Origin of the sequence: Streptomyces sannanensis (assembly GCF_039536205.1) — a bacterium.
GTDB lineage: Bacteria > Actinomycetota > Actinomycetes > Streptomycetales > Streptomycetaceae > Streptomyces > Streptomyces sannanensis.
Genome location: NZ_BAAAYL010000001.1, coordinates 3716687 through 3732785 on the forward strand (window position 1 = coordinate 3716687; position 16099 = coordinate 3732785).

Below are 16099 nucleotides of genomic sequence, written 5' to 3' on the forward strand. Positions count from 1 at the left end.
CCGGTCCGACTCCTCCCCCCCCGAGTCGGCCGTGGGGACGACCCCCGCTCTCCCCCCCCGGCGGGGGTCGTCGCATGTCCGGACGCATTTTCGGTCGGTGGAGCCGTCAACTCCCCTTTTTCCGCAGCGTTGTGTTCCCTCACCGGGTGACTCCTCCATCCGTCAGGACTCGTCACGGTGCGTAGCGGTTGTGCTGCTTCCCGGAAGTCACCGGTACAGGTGAACGGGATATTCACAACGCATGAGTTGTCCACAGTTTTCAACCAAGATCCACATTATTTCCGGGATCGCTGCACGGTGATTTCCGTCCACGAAGTCCGCGGACGCAGGGAATCACCGTCAGGGGGCGGAGATCGTGAACGGATCCATCACTTCCGGCATGCCGAAGGCCGCCGAGGGTCGGCGGGGCGGACCGCTGATCGTCACCGAGGACGCCGAGCTGCTCGACGACCTGCTGAGGCTGTGCGCGGCGGCCGGCGCCGAGCCTGAGGTGCACCACGGTCTGCCGGAGCGAGGGGGCGGCTGGGAGGCCGCCCCGCTGGTCCTGGTCGGCGACGACGCGGCGGGCCGGGTGCGCGGCGCCGTCCGCAGACCCGGTGTGTTCCTCGTCGGCCGGGACCAGGACGACCCCGATGTCTGGCGGCGGGCCGTCGAGATCGGAGCGGACCATGTACTCCGCCTGCCCGATGCGGAGCAGTGGCTGGTCGACCGGATCGCGGACGCGGCAGAGGGTGTCGGAAGGCAGGCGCTCACCGTCGGAGTGATCGGCGGCCGCGGCGGCTCGGGGGCGTCCACGCTCGCCTGCGCCCTCGCGGTGACGGCGGCACGTGGCGGGCACCGCACGATGCTCGTCGATGGCGATCCACTCGGCGGCGGACTCGATGTGCTGCTCGGTGGGGAGCAGGCGGAGGGCAGACGCTGGCCCGACTTCGCGGCGTCCCGGGGACGGGTCGCCGGGGGAGCACTGGAGGAGTCGCTGCCCCGGCTGCACGCGCTGCGCGTCCTCAGCTGGGACCGGGGCGACTCGGTGGTGATTCCCCCGGAGGCGATGCGCGCGGTGCTGGCCGCGGCCCGCAGGCGCGGCGGGCTGGTCGTCGTGGATCTGCCCCGGCGGGTCGACGAAGGCGTGGTGGAGGTGCTGGCGCAGCTCGACCTGGGACTGCTGGTCGTCCCGGCGGAGCTGCGGGCCGTGGCGGCGGCGAAGCGGGTGTCCTCCGTGGTCGGCATGCTGCTGCGCGATCTGCGTGTGGTGGTCCGCGGTCCGTACGCAGCCGGTCTCGACGAGGAATGGGTCGCGGAGGCGCTGGGCCTGCCGCTCGCGGGCGAGCTGCCGGCGGAGCCGGGGCTGCCCGCCGCGCTGGACAGAGGGGCGCCACCGGGGACCGATGCACGCGGGCCACTGGGCAGGTTCTGCGCGGCGTTCTGGGAGCAGGCACTGGCCGTGGGCGGGAGCGTGACGCCATGAGTGCCGGGCTGCTGGACGCGGTCCGGCAGCGGCTCGCGGAGACCGGGGCCGAGCCGACGCCGGCCAGGGTCGCGGCGGCGCTGCGCGCCCAGGGGCGGCTGCTGGGGGACACGGAAGTGCTGGGCGCGGCCGTGGAGCTGCGGTCCGAGCTGGTGGGGACGGGGCCCTTGGAGCCGTTGCTGGCGGATCCTTCCGTGACGGATGTGCTGGTGAGTGCGCCGGACCGGGTGTGGGTGGACCGGGGCGGCGGGCTGGAGCTGACCGGGGTGCGTTTCCCGGACGCGGCCGCAGTGCGTGGGCTGGCGCAGCGGCTGGCCGCGGTGGCGGGGCGCAGGCTGGACGACGCACGGCCATGGGCTGACGCCCGGTTGCCGGACGGCACACGGATGCATGCGGTGCTGCCGCCGGTCGCGGTGGGTTCGACCTGTCTCTCGCTGCGAGTGGTGCGGCCGAAGGCGTTCTCGCTGGAAGAGCTGCTCGCGGCGGGGACGGTTCCGCGGGGTGGTGACCAGGTGCTGCGAGCCCTCGTGGGGGCCCGGGTCTCGTATCTGATCAGCGGCGGCACGGGTTCGGGCAAGACCACCCTGCTGTCCACGCTGCTGGGTCTGGTCGGCCCGGCCGAGCGGATCGTGCTGGCCGAGGACTCGGCCGAGCTGCGGCCCGACCATCCGCACGTGGTGCGACTGGAGTCGCGGCCGGCGAACCAGGAGGGCGTGGGCCTGGTGACGCTCCAGGACCTGGTGCGGCAGGCCCTGCGGATGCGCCCCGACCGGCTGGTGGTCGGCGAGGTGCGCGGCGCCGAGGTCACTCAGTTGCTGGCCGCGCTGAACACCGGTCACGAGGGCGGGTGCGGGACCGTGCACGCCAATGCCGCGGCGGATGTTCCGGCGCGTCTGGAGGCCCTCGGCACCTCGGCGGGCCTCGGCAGGTCGGCGCTGCACAGCCAGTTGGCCGCCGCCTTGTCGGTGGTGGTCCACCTGGTACGGGACCGCGGCGGGCAGCGCCGGATCGCGGAGGTGCATGTGCTGGAACGGGACGCCGCCGGGCTGGTCGTGACGGTGCCGGCGCTGCGCTGGGGACCGGACGGATTCGTGTATGAGCGGGGCTGGGCGCGGCTGCGGTCGCTGGTCGGGGGCGCGCTGTGACGGGGGCCGGGGCGACTGCGGCGGGTGCGGCGGTGTGCGCGGGGGCCGCGGTGTGGCTCGGGCCGGGCCGTGATCGGGGGCTGCGGCGGGCGCGGCTGATGTTCGGGCCGGCGGACGACCCTGTGCCGGTGTGGCGCCGCCCGGTGTCCGTCGTGCGGGGCCGGCTGGGGCGGGAGTGGCTGTGCCTGGTGGCCGCCGTGGGGATCGCCGTGCTCGGGGAGTCGGTGCTGCCCCTGGTGGCGGGGGCGTTGGCGGTCCCGCTGGTGGGGCGTCGGCTGCGGGCCCGGGAACGCCGCCTGGCCGGGCTGCGGCGGGGCGCAGGAGCCGTCGCGCTGTGCGGCGCGGTGGCGGGTGAGCTGCGGGCCGGCCGGCAGCCGGGGCATGCGTTGTACGCCGCGGTGTCGGGCTCGGGAGCGCTGGGGCGGGCCGAGGCCGCGGTGCTGGCGGCGGCGCGGTTCGGCGGCGACGTGCCGGCCGCCCTGAGGCTGGCGTCGGGCGAGCCGGGGGCGGCCGGGCTTGCCGGAATGGCGGCCTGCTGGCAGGTGGCCGTGGCGGGCGGCGCCGGACTCGCGGCCGGGCTCGAACGGCTGGAGGGCGCGCTGCGGGCCGAGCACGACCAGAGGGAGGACCTGCGGGCGCAGCTGACGACGGCCCGGTCCACCGCGGTGGTGCTCGCGGTGATGCCGCTGGCGGGGCTGGTGCTGGGCACCGGACTCGGCGCGGAGCCGCTGCGGGTCCTGCTGCACACCCCGGCCGGGGTGGGCTGCCTGCTGGCGGCCGGAGTGCTGGAGGCAGCGGGCCTGATCTGGGCCGGGCGGATCGTACGGAAGGGAGAAGGGCGATGAGCGGGGAGGCTGTCCACCCGCTGTGGACGGTGGTGGCGGTGGTGGCGGCCGGCGCGTGGGCGGCTTCGGCGATGGCCCGTGGGAGACGCCATCGAAGGCTGCGCATACGGTCGGCCGCCCTGTTCGCGGCCGAGGAGGCGGACACGGCGAGGGCAGAGCCGCTGAGGTCGTGGCCTCGACAGTGGTGGCCGCGCGCGAGGCCCTGGGCGGCGCCACTTGGCGTGGTGGTCATTGGTCAGGTCTTCGTCGGCGGTGTGACGGGTGCCGTACTCGGACTCGGTGCGGCGTACGGCCTGTGTCGGTGGCTGCGACGGCAGAAACCGGACGACGGGACGGAGGCGGTGCGGGAAGCGGCCGCCCGACAGCTGCCGCTGGCCGCGGATCTGCTGGCGGCCTGCCTCTCGGCGGGGGCGGGGCCGCGTGAGGCGGCGGAGGCGGTGGGGCGGTCACTGGGCGGTCCGGTCGGCGGCTGTCTGGACCGGGTCGCCGCTGAACTGCGGCTCGGCTGTGACCCGGCGGTGGCGTGGGGCCGGCTGGGTGCGATACCGCACGCGGAGGGGCTGTCCCGCTGTCTGGAGCGGGCCGCTTCGACCGGGGTTCCGGCTGCGGAGCCGGTGTCCCGGCTGGCCGACGGGCTCCGGGCGGAGCAGCGGCGCGCGGCGGAGGCTCGCGCCCGCAGGGCAGGGGTGCTGATCACGGGCCCGGTGGCCCTGTGCTTCCTGCCCGCTTTTCTGGCCGCCGGCGTGGCGCCGGTGGTGATCGGCCTGGCGGGCGAGCTGCTGGGCGGCAAGTGAACTCGACGTATGACCAGGAGGCTGAGATGTACGGGCGGATCAGGCGGTGGGTGTGCCGGCGGCTGAGCGGTGATGCCGGAATGACGACGTCCGAGTATGCGATGGGCACGATCGCGGCATGTGCGTTCGCGGCGGTCCTCTACAAGGTGGTCACCAGCGGGGCCGTCGCTTCGGCGCTGCAATCGGTGATCGGGAAGGCGCTCGATGCGCAGTTCTGAGCGATGGACGGACCGGGGCTCGGTGACGGCCGAGGCGGCGGTGGCGCTGCCGGCCCTGGCGCTGTTCGCACTGGCCCTGGTGTGGGCGCTGACGGCGGCCGCAGCGCAGATCCAGTGCGTGGATGCGGCCCGGGCGGGGGCGCGCGCCGCAGCCAGGTCCGAGCCGCGGGACGAGGCGCTGGCCGCCGCCCGCTCGGCGGCCCCGCGCGGCCAGGGTGACTCTGGGGCGTGCCGGCGATCTGTGGCGGGTGAGGGTGGAGGCGCCGACACCGGGGCCCGGTGCGCTGGCCCTGACGCTGAGAGCCGAGGCGGCCGCGTCGGCCGAGGATGCGGTGGGGGCGGCGCCATGACGCCGGGCAGCCGCTGGGCGCGCTGCGCGACGGCACCGGATCAGGGGTCGGCGACGGTGTGGACGGCCATGGCCGCGGCGGCGCTGTGTGTGGTGTTCGCGGTGGTCCTGGCCCTCGGTCAGGCGGTGGCCGCCCGCCATCGGGCGGGCGGGGCCGCGGACCTGGCGGCGCTCGCCGCGGCGGACCTGGCGCTTCTGGGCGCGTCCACCGCGTGCGCGCGGGCCGCCGAGGTGGCCGGGGCGCAGGGCGCCGAGCTGGTGCGGTGCACGGTGTTCGGTGAGGTCGCCGATGTGACGGCCCGGGCCCGCTTCGGCCCGTACGCCCCCGTGGTCCGCTCCCGTGCAGGCCCGCCGGGCGCGGCGGCCGGTTCGGCCACGGACGCCCCGGGGGGCCGGGACGAGGACCCGGGCGGGGTCTAGGGGCAGCCGTCGGCGGAGGGGGCGCCGCGGAGCAGTTCGGTCAGCAGGCGGACGGCGGCCCGTTTATGCAGGGGGTCGTTGCCGTTGCCGCACTTGGGGGACTGGATGCAGGACGGGCAGCCGGACTCGCACTCGCAGGCGGCGATGGCCTCACGGGTGGCGGTGAGCCAGTCGCGGGCCGTGCGGAAGGCCCGCTCGGCGAAGCCCGCGCCGCCCGGGTGGCCGTCGTAGACGAAGACCGTGGGCAGCAGGGTGTCCGGGTGAAGCGGGACGGAGACGCCGCCGATGTCCCAGCGGTCGCAGGTGGCGAAGAGCGGCAGCATGCCGATGGAGGCGTGCTCGGCGGCGTGCAGGGCGCCGCCCAGCTGCTCGGGGTTGATCCGGGCGGCGTCGAGCTGGTCCTCGGTGACCGTCCACCACACGGCCCGGGTGCGGAGCGTACGAGGAGGGAGATCGAGTTTCGACTCGCCGAGCACCTCGCCGGTGATGAGTCTGCGCCGTAGGAAGGAGATGACCTGGTTGGTGACTTCGACGGAGCCGTAGCAGAGCCGGGCACCGCCCCAGGGGATCTCGGTGTCGGTTTCCAGAACGGTGATGGCGGTGGTGTCGCGGGCGGTGGTGGAGTACGGCGGGTTGGCCTCCTCGACCAGGGCGACGGAGTCCTCCAGGTCCAGGCGGTTCACCAGGTAGGTGCGGCCCTGGTGGAGGTGGACGGCGCCGTCGTGGACGGTGGTGTGGGCGGCGGAGGCGTCGACGGTGCCGAGCAGCCGTCCGGTGGAGGCCTCGACGATCTGTACCGGGCGGCCGCCGCCGCCCCGGATGTCGGTCAGGTCAGCGGCGTTCTGGCGGCGCGTCCAGTGCCACCCGGCGGCGCGGCGGCGCAGCAGCTTCGCCGACTCCAGCTGCGGCATCAGACCGGGCGCCGCAGGACCGAACAGCTCGAGGTCGTCGTCGGTGAGGGGCAGTTCCGCGGCTGCGGCGCACAGATGGGGGGCGAGGACGTACGGATTGTCCGGGTCGAGGACGGTGGACTCCACGGGCCGCTCGAACAGCGCCTCGGGGTGGTGGACGAGGTACGTGTCCAGCGGGTCGTCCCGCGCGACAAGGACCGCGAGGGCGCCTCGGCCGGAGCGGCCCGCCCGGCCCGCCTGCTGCCACAGGGAGGCGCGGGTGCCGGGGTACCCGGCGATGATCACGGCATCCAGCCCGGATACGTCGATGCCGAGTTCGAGGGCGGTGGTCGCGGCCAGGCCGAGGAGCTTGCCGGAGTGCAGGGCGCGCTCCAGGGCGCGGCGCTCCTCGGGCAGATATCCGCCTCGGTACGCCGCGACGCGGGTCGGCAGGGACCGGTCGACCTCGGCGAGGCGTTCCTTGGCGATGACCGAGATGAGCTCGGCGCCGCGCCGGGAGCGTACGAAGGCGACGGTGCGCACCCCCTGCACGGTCAGGTCGGTGAGGAGGTCGGCGGTCTCGGCGGTGGCGGTGCGGCGTACAGGGGCGCCCTTCTCGCCGTGGAGCTCGGTGAGCGGCGGCTCCCACAGGGCGAAGACCAGTTCGCCGCGCGGTGAGGCATCCCCGGAGACCTCCACCACCGGCAGCCCGGTGAGGCGGCCGGCGGCCACGGCGGGTTCCGCGGCGGTGGCGGAGGCGAGGAGGAAGACGGGGTTCGCGCCGTAGCGGGCGCAGAGGCGGCGCAGCCGCCGGAGGACCTGGGCGACGTGCGAGCCGAAGACGCCTCGGTAGGTGTGGCACTCGTCGATCACGACGTAGCGCAGTGTGCGCAGGAAGGAGGACCAGCGGGGATGGGAGGGGAGTATGCCGCGGTGCAGCATGTCGGGGTTGGTCAGGACGTAGTTGGCGTACTGCCGGACCCATTCACGCTCCTCGACGGGGGTGTCGCCGTCGTATACCGCGGGGCGGACGCGGTTGCCGAGCGGCGCCGCGAGTTCCCGTACGGCGCGCAACTGGTCGGCGGCGAGGGCCTTGGTCGGGGCCAGATACAGCGCGGTGGCGCCGCGGCCGTTGGGGGCCTCGGCGCCGTCGAGCAGGGTGGAGAGCACCGGAGCGAGATAGGCGAGCGACTTTCCGGACGCGGTGCCGGTGGCGATCACGACGGATTCGCCGTCGAGGGCGTGTTCGGCGGCGAGGGCCTGGTGGACCCACGGGTGCTCGGCCCCGGCAGCCCGGATGGCCGCGATCACTTCTGTTCGGATGCGGTCCGGCCAGACGGCATGACGGCCCTCGCGCGGGGGCAAGTGCTCCGTATGAGTGATGCGCGCAGCCCGGCCCGCCCCCGCGGTGAGCCGGTCGAGGACCGCGCCGGGACCGGGGTGTGGCCCCATGTGTTCGGCGGGTCGACTGGGACGGTGATTCTTGGCCATCGGCACCGAGTGTGTCACTGGCGTGACGGACAATGGTCCCAAGGCGTCGTGCATGGCTGCTGGTAAGTGATTGAATGCCATCGCGGCTGGCGATCCGTTCTCTGGCCCCGCCGGGGAGACACAGGGGACGGCCGCTCGATAGCAAGGTGCTGGAGGATCCGTGGACCTGTCCCTGTCGACTCGCACTGTGGGTGACCGTACGGTCGTCGAGGTCGGTGGCGAGATTGATGTATATACCGCGCCCAAGCTGCGCGAGCAGTTGGTCGAGCTGGTGAATGACGGCAGCTATCACCTGGTTGTCGACATGGAAGGCGTGGACTTCCTCGACTCCACCGGTCTCGGCGTGCTCGTGGGCGGACTGAAGCGTGTGCGGGCCCATGAGGGCTCGCTCCGCCTGGTCTGCAACCAGGAGCGCATTCTGAAGATCTTCCGTATCACCGGTCTGACCAAGGTGTTCCCGATCCACACCACGGTCGAAGAAGCCGTCGCAGCCACCGACTGACGGTTTCCGGAGGAAGGAACGGAGGTGCCGGGCGCCATGCCCGGCCCTCTGAGAGGCACGCTCGTACCGTCCGAGGGGGACTGTATGGCCACCGTTGAGCTTCGTTTCAGCGCCCAGCCCGAGCATGTCAGGACGGCGCGTCTCGTGGCGGCCGCCGTGGCCCGCCGGGCCGGGGTGGACGAGGCCGTGCTGGACGAGTTGAGACTCGCGGTCGGGGAGGCGTGCACCCGCGCGGTGGGGCTGCACCGCAGCAACGGCATCTCCGCGCCGGTCCGGGTGGTGCTGACCGACGAGGAGAAGGCGTTCTCCATCGAGGTCGGCGACGAGGTGCCGGGCAGCGGCGCCGGCCCGGACGGCTCCCGGGCGTCCGGTTCCCGTACCGCGGGGGCCGAGGGCGAGTCCGACGCGGGGGAGGCCGAGGGCGACGACGAGATGGGTCTTGCCGTCATCAGCGGTCTGGTCGACGACGTGGAGGTCACCTCGGGTGAGACCGGCGGCGTGATCCGGATGACCTGGCCGACCACACCGGACACGGTCGTCGACTGAGCGTCCTCCCGGGGTGCCTTCCCCAGGCTTCCAAGTTCTACATATTTACGGCCCTGCTGAGCAGGGCCTTTTTCATTTCTCTAGATCATGGATCAAGCGTCAATGCTTTTGCCCCATTACCGCTTTCGGGTAGCTTTCCATGAGGCGATCATTTGCTGAGTAGCGGATGAAGGTCAATTGCATGTGCCGTCCACTGTTTTGATCGGCTTCCGCTCCCTACAATCCGTCCACATCTTGAGCTCTGAACGTCAAGGAGGACGAATGACGGGGCTCTTCAACCCACAACAGCCCGACCACCTCTCATCCCTCTCGGCCGCGGTACTCACCGAAGACAATCGGCTGATCGTGTTTGTGATCGCGGCTGTCGCCCTGGCGGCCCTGATCGTCGCCCAGCTGCTGGTGCGGCAGGTTCTGGCGGCCGGCGAGGGCACCGATTCCATGAAGAAGATCGCGGCAGCGGTCCAGGAAGGCGCGAATGCCTATCTGGCCCGTCAGCTGCGCACCCTCGGCGTCTTCGCCGTTGTGGTGTTCTTCCTGCTGATGATGCTGCCCGCCGACAACTGGTCGCAGCGAGCCGGACGCTCCGTCTTCTTCCTGGTCGGTGCGCTCTTCTCGGCGGCGACCGGATACATCGGTATGCGTCTCGCGGTACGCAGCAATGTCCGCGTCGCCGCGGCCGCGCGCGAGGCGACGCCGGGGCCCGGCGAGCCGGAAAAGGATCTGACCGCCGTCGCGCACAAAGCAATGAAGATTGCTTTCCGTACGGGCGGCGTGGTCGGCATGTTCACGGTCGGCCTAGGTCTGCTCGGTGCCTCCTGCGTGGTCCTCGTCTACGCGGCCGACGCCCCCAAGGTGCTGGAAGGCTTCGGCCTCGGCGCCGCCCTGATCGCCATGTTCATGCGAGTCGGCGGCGGCATCTTCACCAAGGCCGCCGACGTCGGCGCCGACCTCGTGGGCAAGGTCGAGCAGGGCATCCCCGAGGACGACCCGCGCAACGCCGCCACCATCGCCGACAACGTGGGCGACAACGTCGGCGACTGCGCAGGTATGGCCGCGGACCTCTTCGAGTCGTACGCCGTCACGCTGGTCGCCGCCCTCATCCTCGGCAAGGCAGCCTTCGGCGACTCGGGACTCGCCTTCCCGCTGATCGTTCCGGCGATCGGCGTGGTCACCGCGATGATCGGTATCTTCGCGGTCGCCCCGCGGCGCGCCGACCGCAGCGGGATGACCGCCATCAACCGCGGTTTCTTCATCTCCGCGGCCGTCTCGCTCACCCTGGTGGCCGTGGCGGTCTTCGTCTATCTGCCGTCCTCGTACGCCGAGCTGGACGGCGTCACCGAGGCCGCCATCCGCGGCCACAGCGGGGACCCGCGGATCCTGGCCCTGGTCGCCGTCGCCATCGGCATCGTGCTGGCCGCTCTGATCCAGCAGCTGACCGGATACTTCACCGAGACCAACCGCCGCCCGGTGCGTGACATCGGCAAGACCTCGCTGACCGGTCCGGCCACCGTGATCCTCGCCGGTATCTCCCTCGGCCTGGAGTCCGCCGTCTACACCGCGCTGCTGATCGGTCTCGGCGTGTACGGAGCGTTCCTGCTCGGCGGAGCGTCCATCACGCTGGCCCTCTTCGCGGTGGCCCTGGCCGGCACCGGTCTGCTCACCACGGTCGGCGTCATCGTCGCCATGGACACCTTCGGCCCCGTCTCCGACAACGCCCAGGGCATCGCCGAGATGTCCGGCGATGTCCAGGGCGCGGGCGCGCAGGTGCTCACCGACCTCGACGCGGTCGGCAACACCACCAAGGCCATCACCAAGGGCATCGCCATCGCCACTGCGGTCCTCGCGGCGTCGGCGCTGTTCGGTTCGTACCGGGACGCCATCGCGCACGCGGTGCAGGACGTCAACGCCAAGGCCGGGGAGCTGGGCCTGTCGCTGGACATCTCGCAGCCCAACAATCTGGTCGGGCTGATGCTCGGCGCGGCGGTCGTCTTCCTCTTCTCGGGGCTGGCGATCAACGCGGTCTCGCGTTCGGCCGGGGCCGTGGTCTACGAGGTGCGGCGGCAGTTCCGCGAGCACCCCGGGATCATGGACTACAGGGAGAAGCCCGAGTACGGCAGGGTCGTCGACATCTGCACCAAGGACGCCCTGCGCGAGCTGGCCACGCCCGGCCTGCTCGCCGTGATGGCGCCCATCGCAGTCGGGTTCACTCTCGGAGTCGGTGCTCTCGGCTCGTATCTCGCGGGCGCGATCGGCACCGGCACGCTGATGGCCGTCTTCCTCGCCAACTCGGGCGGCGCATGGGACAACGCCAAGAAGCTGGTCGAGGACGGTCACCACGGCGGCAAGGGCAGCGAGGCCCACGCCGCGACGGTCATCGGTGACACCGTGGGCGACCCGTTCAAGGACACCGCGGGACCGGCGATCAACCCGTTGCTGAAGGTGATGAACCTGGTGGCGCTGCTCATCGCGCCCGCCGTGGTGCAGTTCAGCTACGGGAACGACGCCAGTCCGGTGGTCCGGGCGATCGCGGCCACCGTGGCCATCCTGATCGTCATCGGCGCGGTGTACGTGTCCAAGCGGCGCGGCATCGCCGTGGGTGACGAAGGCAACACCGAGAAGGTCGGCACAAACTCCGACCCCGCGGTCGTTTCCTGACACTGGATCAACTGGCGGGCGGGCATCGCGTTCTGACGCGGTGTCCGCCCGTTGGGCTGTTCAGTGAGTCTTGTCTCCCTTGGTGCAAACGGCTGCAATGAATGACATATCGGATGTACGGCACATGGTTGTCGCCCACTTGGCGTGTATGTTCCGGGGCCGAGAGCCTTGGAAGGGACCGAACCGGTGAACAAGAAGCTTGCGGCCGCACTGTCCGGCGGCGCGGTACTGATGCTGGCACTGACTGGCTGCGGCGACAGCGGGGACAACAGCGCCGACAAGGCCGACGCCTGGGCGAAGAAGGTCTGCGGTCAGGCCCAGCCCCAGCTGCAGAAGATCGCCAACGCCAATGCGGCCATCCAGCAGCAGACCGCGGAGAACAGCAAGCCCGCGGACGTCCAGGCGGCGGACTCCCAGGCCTTCCAGCAGATCTCGGAGGCCTACAAGGCGCTCGGTGACGCCGTGGAGGCCGCCGGGGCCCCGCCGGCCGAGGACGGTGACCAGACCCAGCAGAAGGCCGTCAAGGAACTCGACGCCTCCGCGGTCGCCTACGCCGGCCTGCAGAAGAAGGTCGACGCGCTGGACGTCAAGGACCAGGCGAAGTTCGCGGACGGCCTCAAGGGCGTCGCCGACGAGCTGGAGAAGATCAGCAAGTCCGGCGACGAGGCACTGCGGAAGCTCCAGTCCGGCGAGGTCGGCCAGGCGATGGCCAAGCAGACCGGCTGTCAGAAGCCCACGCCGTCCGCCCCGCCGTCGGCCCAGCCGTCGTCGGAGTCCCCCGCCTCGGCGTCGCCGAGCAAGAAGGCGTAACGGGCCGCAGGCCCGGCCTGGGGGCGCCTCCCAGCGGTAGGGAGTCCGCCCAGAGGCGCCGGACGGGCCGGCGGTGAGCCGTTGTCGGTGGTACGCGACACAATGGGCCGGTGAGTACGACCAGCCTTCCCGCGCCGGACGGCGCCGTCCGTTTCCGCGCAGCCCTGCTCGACGCCGCCTTCACGGCCGACGGGCTGCTCGACCTGCTCGGCGCGCCCGCGTACGCCGCGCTGGCGCGCAGCGAGACCGTTCCCGCCCTGCGGGCCACCCGTGGCGACACCCCGCTCGAGCAGCTGGTGCGGCTCTTCCTGCTCCAGCAGCCGGTGGCCTACGAGCGGGCCCGCGCCGCGCTGCCGCTGGACGAGGCCCTCGCCGGCGGCTGGGTCGTGAAGGACGGCGACGAGGTCCGGGCGACGGTGGACGTGCGGCCGTACGGCGGCCCCGAGGGCCAGGACTGGTTCATCGTCTCCGACCTGGGCTGCGCGGTCGGCGGTGCCGGCGGCGCGAGCGGACGCGACGAGGGCGTGGTGCTCGGCGTCGGCGGGGCGTCCACCACCCTTGCCGGGATCACCGTGCGCACGCCCGTGGCCTCCGCCCTGGACCTCGGTACCGGCTCCGGCATTCAGGCGCTGCACGCCTCGCAGCACGCCACCCGGGTCACCGCCACCGATCTCAATCCCCGCGCGCTGCGTTTCGCCCGCCTCACCCTGGCACTGTCCGGCGCCCCGGAGGCGGATCTGCGCGAGGGCTCGCTGTTCGAGCCGGTCGCGCACGAGTCGTACGACCTGATCGTCTCCAATCCGCCGTTCGTGATCTCCCCCGGCGCGCGGCTGACCTACCGCGACGGCGGGATGGGCGGTGACGACCTGTGCCGCACGCTTGTGCAGCAGGCGGGGGAGCGGCTCAACGACGGCGGATACGCGCAGTTCCTCGCCAACTGGCAGCACGTCGAGGGTGAGGAGTGGCAGGACCGGCTGCGCTCCTGGGTGCCGCGCGGCTGCGACGCCTGGATCGTGCAGCGCGAGGTGCAGGACATCACGCAGTACGCCGAGCTGTGGCTGCGCGACAGCGGCGACCACCATGCCGACCCCGCTGCCTACGCCGCGCGGTACGACGCCTGGCTGGACGAGTTCGAGGCCCGTAAGACCAGAGCGGTCGGCTTCGGCTGGATCACGCTCAGGAAGTCCGGCGCCGAACGCCCCTCGGTCACCGTGGAGGAATGGCCGCATTCGGTCGAGCAGCCGCTCGGCGCGGCGGTCCAGGCGCATTTCCGGCGGCAGGACTATCTGCGGACGCACGACGACGCGGCGCTGCTCGCCGAACACTTCACGCTGGCCTCGGAGGTCGTGCAGGAGCAGGTCGGGCTGCCCGGCGCCGAGGACCCCGAGCACGTGGTGCTGCGACAGCACCGCGGGATGCGCCGCGCCACCAAGGTCGACACGGTCGGCGCGGGCTTCGCGGGAGTGTGCGACGGCTCGCTGTCGGCCGGCCGCATCCTCGACGCCATCGCGCAGCTGGTCGGAGAGGACGTGGTGCAACTGCGTGACCGCACACCCGCGCAGATCCGGCTTCTGATCGAGCAGGGTTTCCTCGAACCGTCGGAGGTGTGAGGGGCGGGGTGCCCCTCCTGAGGCCGCCCTCGGTATGAAGTGACGGTCCTGGGGTGCATGCGCCTCAAGTGTCAGCATTTGCACGCAAAAAGGCTCCTCCGGGAGCCCGCCCCACGGCTACCTTCGAGGAACGCGCCCGCCATTTCCGCCGGGCGCACCTCTCGGGGGACGACGGGGGAAGCACATGACGGGGGACACACCGGATCAGGGCAGCGGAAGGACCATCGCGGGCCGCTACCGGCTGCTGCGCAAACTGGGCGCGGGCGGCATGGGTCGTGTCTGGCTGGCGTACGACGAGGAACTGGCCTGCCAGGTCACCCTCAAGGAGATCGCCCTGCCCGACGTGCCGGAGGAATCCCACGCACAGGCGGCACGTATCGCGCGGGCCCGCAGCGAGGCGCGGCACGCCGCCCGGCTGCGCGGCCATCCGCATGTGGCGACGGTCCATGACGTGCTGGTGCACGAAGGACTGCCGTGGATCGTCATGGAGCACGTGCCGGACGCGATCGACCTGCAGGCGCTGGTACGGAAGTCGGGCCCGCTGCCGCCCGGGGAGACCGCGCGCGTGGGCATCGCGGTTCTCGACGCGCTGGCCGCGGGACATCGCCTGGGCATCCTGCACCGGGATGTGAAACCGGCCAACATTCTGCTGGCGCCGGACGGTTCAGGGGCTCCCCACGGGAGGGTCCTGCTCACCGACTACGGCATCGCACTCCGGCCCGAGTCGCACGAACCGCGCCTCACCGCCACCGCGGGAATCCTCGGTACGCCCGGATACCTCGCCCCCGAGCGGGCGCGTGGTGAGCCGCCGACCCCGGCCGCCGACATCTTCTCGCTCGGCGCGACCCTGTACTCCGTGGTGGAGGGGCGCGGCCCGTTCGACCGCAACGACGAATACGGCACGCTGACAGCCCTGCTGACGGAGGATCCGACGCCGCCGGTCCGCGCCGGGGAGCTCGGGCCCGTGCTGCTGACCATGCTCGCCAAGGACCCCGTGCTGAGGTCGTCGCCCGAGCAGGTGATGCGGCGTCTGGAGGCGGTGCGGGAGCGGCCCTCGGCGGCTTTCGGTCCGCCGCCCTCGGCAGGAGGTGCGGGCTTCGCGCCGGCCGGGTACGGCGGCCGTGCGCCGGACACACCCGGCACACCCGGCACGCCGGGGGTGCCGTACGGGCCCCCGACGCCGAGCACGCCCGGCGCCCCGGTCACGCCGAACACCCCGTACACGCCGACGTACGTCCCGGGCCCGGGCACCCCGTCGCGAGATGCCTCCGCGACGCCTTCGTACGACACGTGGAACCCGAACCAGAATCCGTACGCCATGACCGCGCCCGTGTACCAACCCCCGCCGGGATCCGGATCGACGCCCGCGGTCGGCCCCGGTGGTGCGGCGCCGCCGAATCGCCGTGCGCCGCGTCCCGCCCTGATCGTCGCCCTTGTGGTCGCGGCGGTACTGGTGATCGGAGGGCTCGCCTTAGCGGGCATCGCGCTCACCGGCGACAGTGACGCCGAGGGCGGCGGAGGCGGCAGAAAGCCGGTCACCACCGCTCCGGTCACGCCGCCCGCCGACACGGGACCCTTCTATCCGTACGGAGAGGGCATCGGCCTCACGAAGGCGCTGACCGTGGGCGACTGCGTCACCGCGGTGTGGCCGGGCAAGCCCTTCGCCGTTGCTTCGCCCCCCAATCTCGGGGTGGTCGACTGTGCGGGGGGATCGCAGGACGGCCAGGTGATGGCGGTGGAGATCTTCGCCGATGTCGAGGCCGCCCGGAGGGACGCCACCGTCCGTTGCCGGGCCCAGACCGAGCGTGACACCTCCGCCATGGCGGACGCGGCCTCGTACGCGCTGGTGCCGACCCCGCAGGCGTTCACCCGGGCCAGTGGCCAGGTGGCGTGCCTGGTGCTCGGCCGGCATGTGGAGATCGGCAGCGAGATAGGGCGCTTCCGTGACAGCGGCCTGGACATGGGAATCGCCTCGATGCAGATCGGCGACTGCTTCACCTACACGGAGAACAAGGCGGAGAAGACCTCGTCCTCGCTGCTCACCACCTGTGCCGACTCGCACACCGACCAGGTGATCGGCTACGCCACGTCCCAGTCCTCGAACAAACCCGATCCGGCGACCGCGCAGAAGCTGTGCACGAACAAGTTCGGCTCGAAGTGGGCGCGGGAGGCAACACTGGCGATCTACGGGCTGTACCCGACGGTGGAGGAGACCTGGGACAAGGGGTTCCACTACATCGCCTGCACCGTGGGCCGCGCCGACGGCAAGGCGATGACAGGCACCGTCTCGTCCTCGAACACCGACACATAGCCACGTCCGCCACGCCGTTCACCACGACTTACCCCGGAGTTCGGGGTG

13 protein-coding genes and 1 pseudogene are annotated in these 16099 nt (G+C 72.2%); 13 read left to right on the plus strand and 1 reads right to left on the minus strand.

Annotated elements, in window-relative coordinates; genetic code table 11:
• Window positions 1-379 precede the first annotated feature (379 nt).
• From ssd to ABD858_RS17600, 7 genes and pseudogenes are all read left to right on the plus strand, one after another.
• The gene (gene ssd, locus ABD858_RS17570) at window positions 380-1465 is read left to right on the plus strand and encodes a septum site-determining protein Ssd (protein ID WP_345044635.1); all 1086 of its coding nucleotides are present in this window, start codon (window positions 380-382) and stop codon (window positions 1463-1465) included.
• Window positions 1462-2610, plus strand: a complete 1149-nt coding sequence (locus tag ABD858_RS17575) for a TadA family conjugal transfer-associated ATPase (protein WP_345038541.1) — start codon at window positions 1462-1464, stop codon at window positions 2608-2610. The genes ssd and ABD858_RS17575 overlap by 4 nt, the downstream gene beginning before the upstream one ends.
• Window positions 2607-3455, plus strand: coding sequence for a type II secretion system F family protein (locus ABD858_RS17580; protein WP_345038543.1), 849 nt, complete (start codon window positions 2607-2609; stop codon window positions 3453-3455). The genes ABD858_RS17575 and ABD858_RS17580 overlap by 4 nt, the downstream gene beginning before the upstream one ends.
• The gene (locus ABD858_RS17585; protein WP_345038546.1) at window positions 3452-4249 is read left to right on the plus strand and encodes a type II secretion system F family protein; all 798 of its coding nucleotides are present in this window, start codon (window positions 3452-3454) and stop codon (window positions 4247-4249) included. The genes ABD858_RS17580 and ABD858_RS17585 overlap by 4 nt, the downstream gene beginning before the upstream one ends.
• A gap of 26 nt (window positions 4250-4275) precedes the next feature.
• A complete protein-coding gene (locus tag ABD858_RS17590; RefSeq protein ID WP_345038548.1) occupies window positions 4276-4467 on the plus strand; it encodes a DUF4244 domain-containing protein in 192 nt (63 codons plus the stop codon).
• A pseudogene (locus tag ABD858_RS17595) lies at window positions 4454-4817 on the plus strand (TadE family type IV pilus minor pilin). Before ABD858_RS17590 ends, ABD858_RS17595 begins: the two are co-directional and overlap by 14 nt.
• Window positions 4709-5236 (plus strand): Rv3654c family TadE-like protein, encoded by a 528-nt coding sequence (locus ABD858_RS17600; protein ID WP_425586217.1) that lies wholly within the window; start codon window positions 4709-4711, stop codon window positions 5234-5236. Before ABD858_RS17595 ends, ABD858_RS17600 begins: the two are co-directional and overlap by 109 nt.
• Here ABD858_RS17600 and ABD858_RS17605 read toward each other — a convergent pair.
• Window positions 5233-7698, minus strand: coding sequence for a DEAD/DEAH box helicase (locus ABD858_RS17605; RefSeq protein ID WP_345038551.1), 2466 nt, complete (start codon window positions 7696-7698; stop codon window positions 5233-5235). The two genes, ABD858_RS17600 and ABD858_RS17605, sit on opposite strands and share 4 nt — an antisense overlap.
• A 79-nt stretch (window positions 7699-7777) precedes the next feature.
• On the opposite strand from ABD858_RS17605, the gene bldG reads away from it, so the two are divergent.
• The 6 genes from bldG (at window position 7778) to ABD858_RS17635 (ending at window position 16051) form a co-directional block, all read left to right on the plus strand.
• A complete protein-coding gene (gene bldG, locus ABD858_RS17610) occupies window positions 7778-8119 on the plus strand; it encodes an anti-sigma factor antagonist BldG (RefSeq protein ID WP_345038553.1) in 342 nt (113 codons plus the stop codon).
• An 84-nt stretch (window positions 8120-8203) separates the two neighbouring features.
• On the plus strand, window positions 8204-8665 hold the full coding sequence (locus ABD858_RS17615) for an ATP-binding protein (protein ID WP_345038555.1): 462 nt from the start codon (window positions 8204-8206) through the stop codon (window positions 8663-8665).
• 261 nt (window positions 8666-8926) lie between these two features.
• Complete coding sequence (locus ABD858_RS17620) at window positions 8927-11320, plus strand: sodium-translocating pyrophosphatase (protein ID WP_345038557.1); 2394 nt, start codon at window positions 8927-8929, stop codon at window positions 11318-11320.
• A 186-nt stretch (window positions 11321-11506) separates the two neighbouring features.
• Entirely contained in the window at window positions 11507-12130 is a 624-nt protein-coding gene (locus tag ABD858_RS17625; RefSeq protein WP_345038559.1) for a small secreted protein, read from the plus strand.
• Between the two features lie 110 nt (window positions 12131-12240).
• On the plus strand, window positions 12241-13740 hold the full coding sequence (locus tag ABD858_RS17630; protein ID WP_345038561.1) for a DUF7059 domain-containing protein: 1500 nt from the start codon (window positions 12241-12243) through the stop codon (window positions 13738-13740).
• A gap of 184 nt (window positions 13741-13924) precedes the next feature.
• Entirely contained in the window at window positions 13925-16051 is a 2127-nt protein-coding gene (locus ABD858_RS17635; protein ID WP_345038563.1) for a serine/threonine-protein kinase, read from the plus strand.
• The last annotated feature ends 48 nt before the right edge of the window (window positions 16052-16099 follow it).

Bases quoted from the DNA above. Each gene is read 5' to 3' on its own strand.
- ssd (WP_345044635.1), top strand. From the start codon at position 380: ATGCCGAAGGCCGCCGAGGGTCGGCGGGGCGGACCGCTGATCGTCACC.
- ABD858_RS17575 (WP_345038541.1), top strand. From the start codon at position 1,462: ATGAGTGCCGGGCTGCTGGACGCGGTCCGGCAGCGGCTCGCGGAGACC.
- ABD858_RS17585 (WP_345038546.1), top strand. From the start codon at position 3,452: ATGAGCGGGGAGGCTGTCCACCCGCTGTGGACGGTGGTGGCGGTGGTG.
- ABD858_RS17590 (WP_345038548.1), top strand. From the start codon at position 4,276: ATGTACGGGCGGATCAGGCGGTGGGTGTGCCGGCGGCTGAGCGGTGAT.
- ABD858_RS17605 (WP_345038551.1), bottom strand. From the start codon at position 7,698: ATGGCATTCAATCACTTACCAGCAGCCATGCACGACGCCTTGGGACCA.
- ABD858_RS17615 (WP_345038555.1), top strand. From the start codon at position 8,204: ATGGCCACCGTTGAGCTTCGTTTCAGCGCCCAGCCCGAGCATGTCAGG.
- ABD858_RS17620 (WP_345038557.1), top strand. From the start codon at position 8,927: ATGACGGGGCTCTTCAACCCACAACAGCCCGACCACCTCTCATCCCTC.
- ABD858_RS17635 (WP_345038563.1), top strand. From the start codon at position 13,925: ATGACGGGGGACACACCGGATCAGGGCAGCGGAAGGACCATCGCGGGC.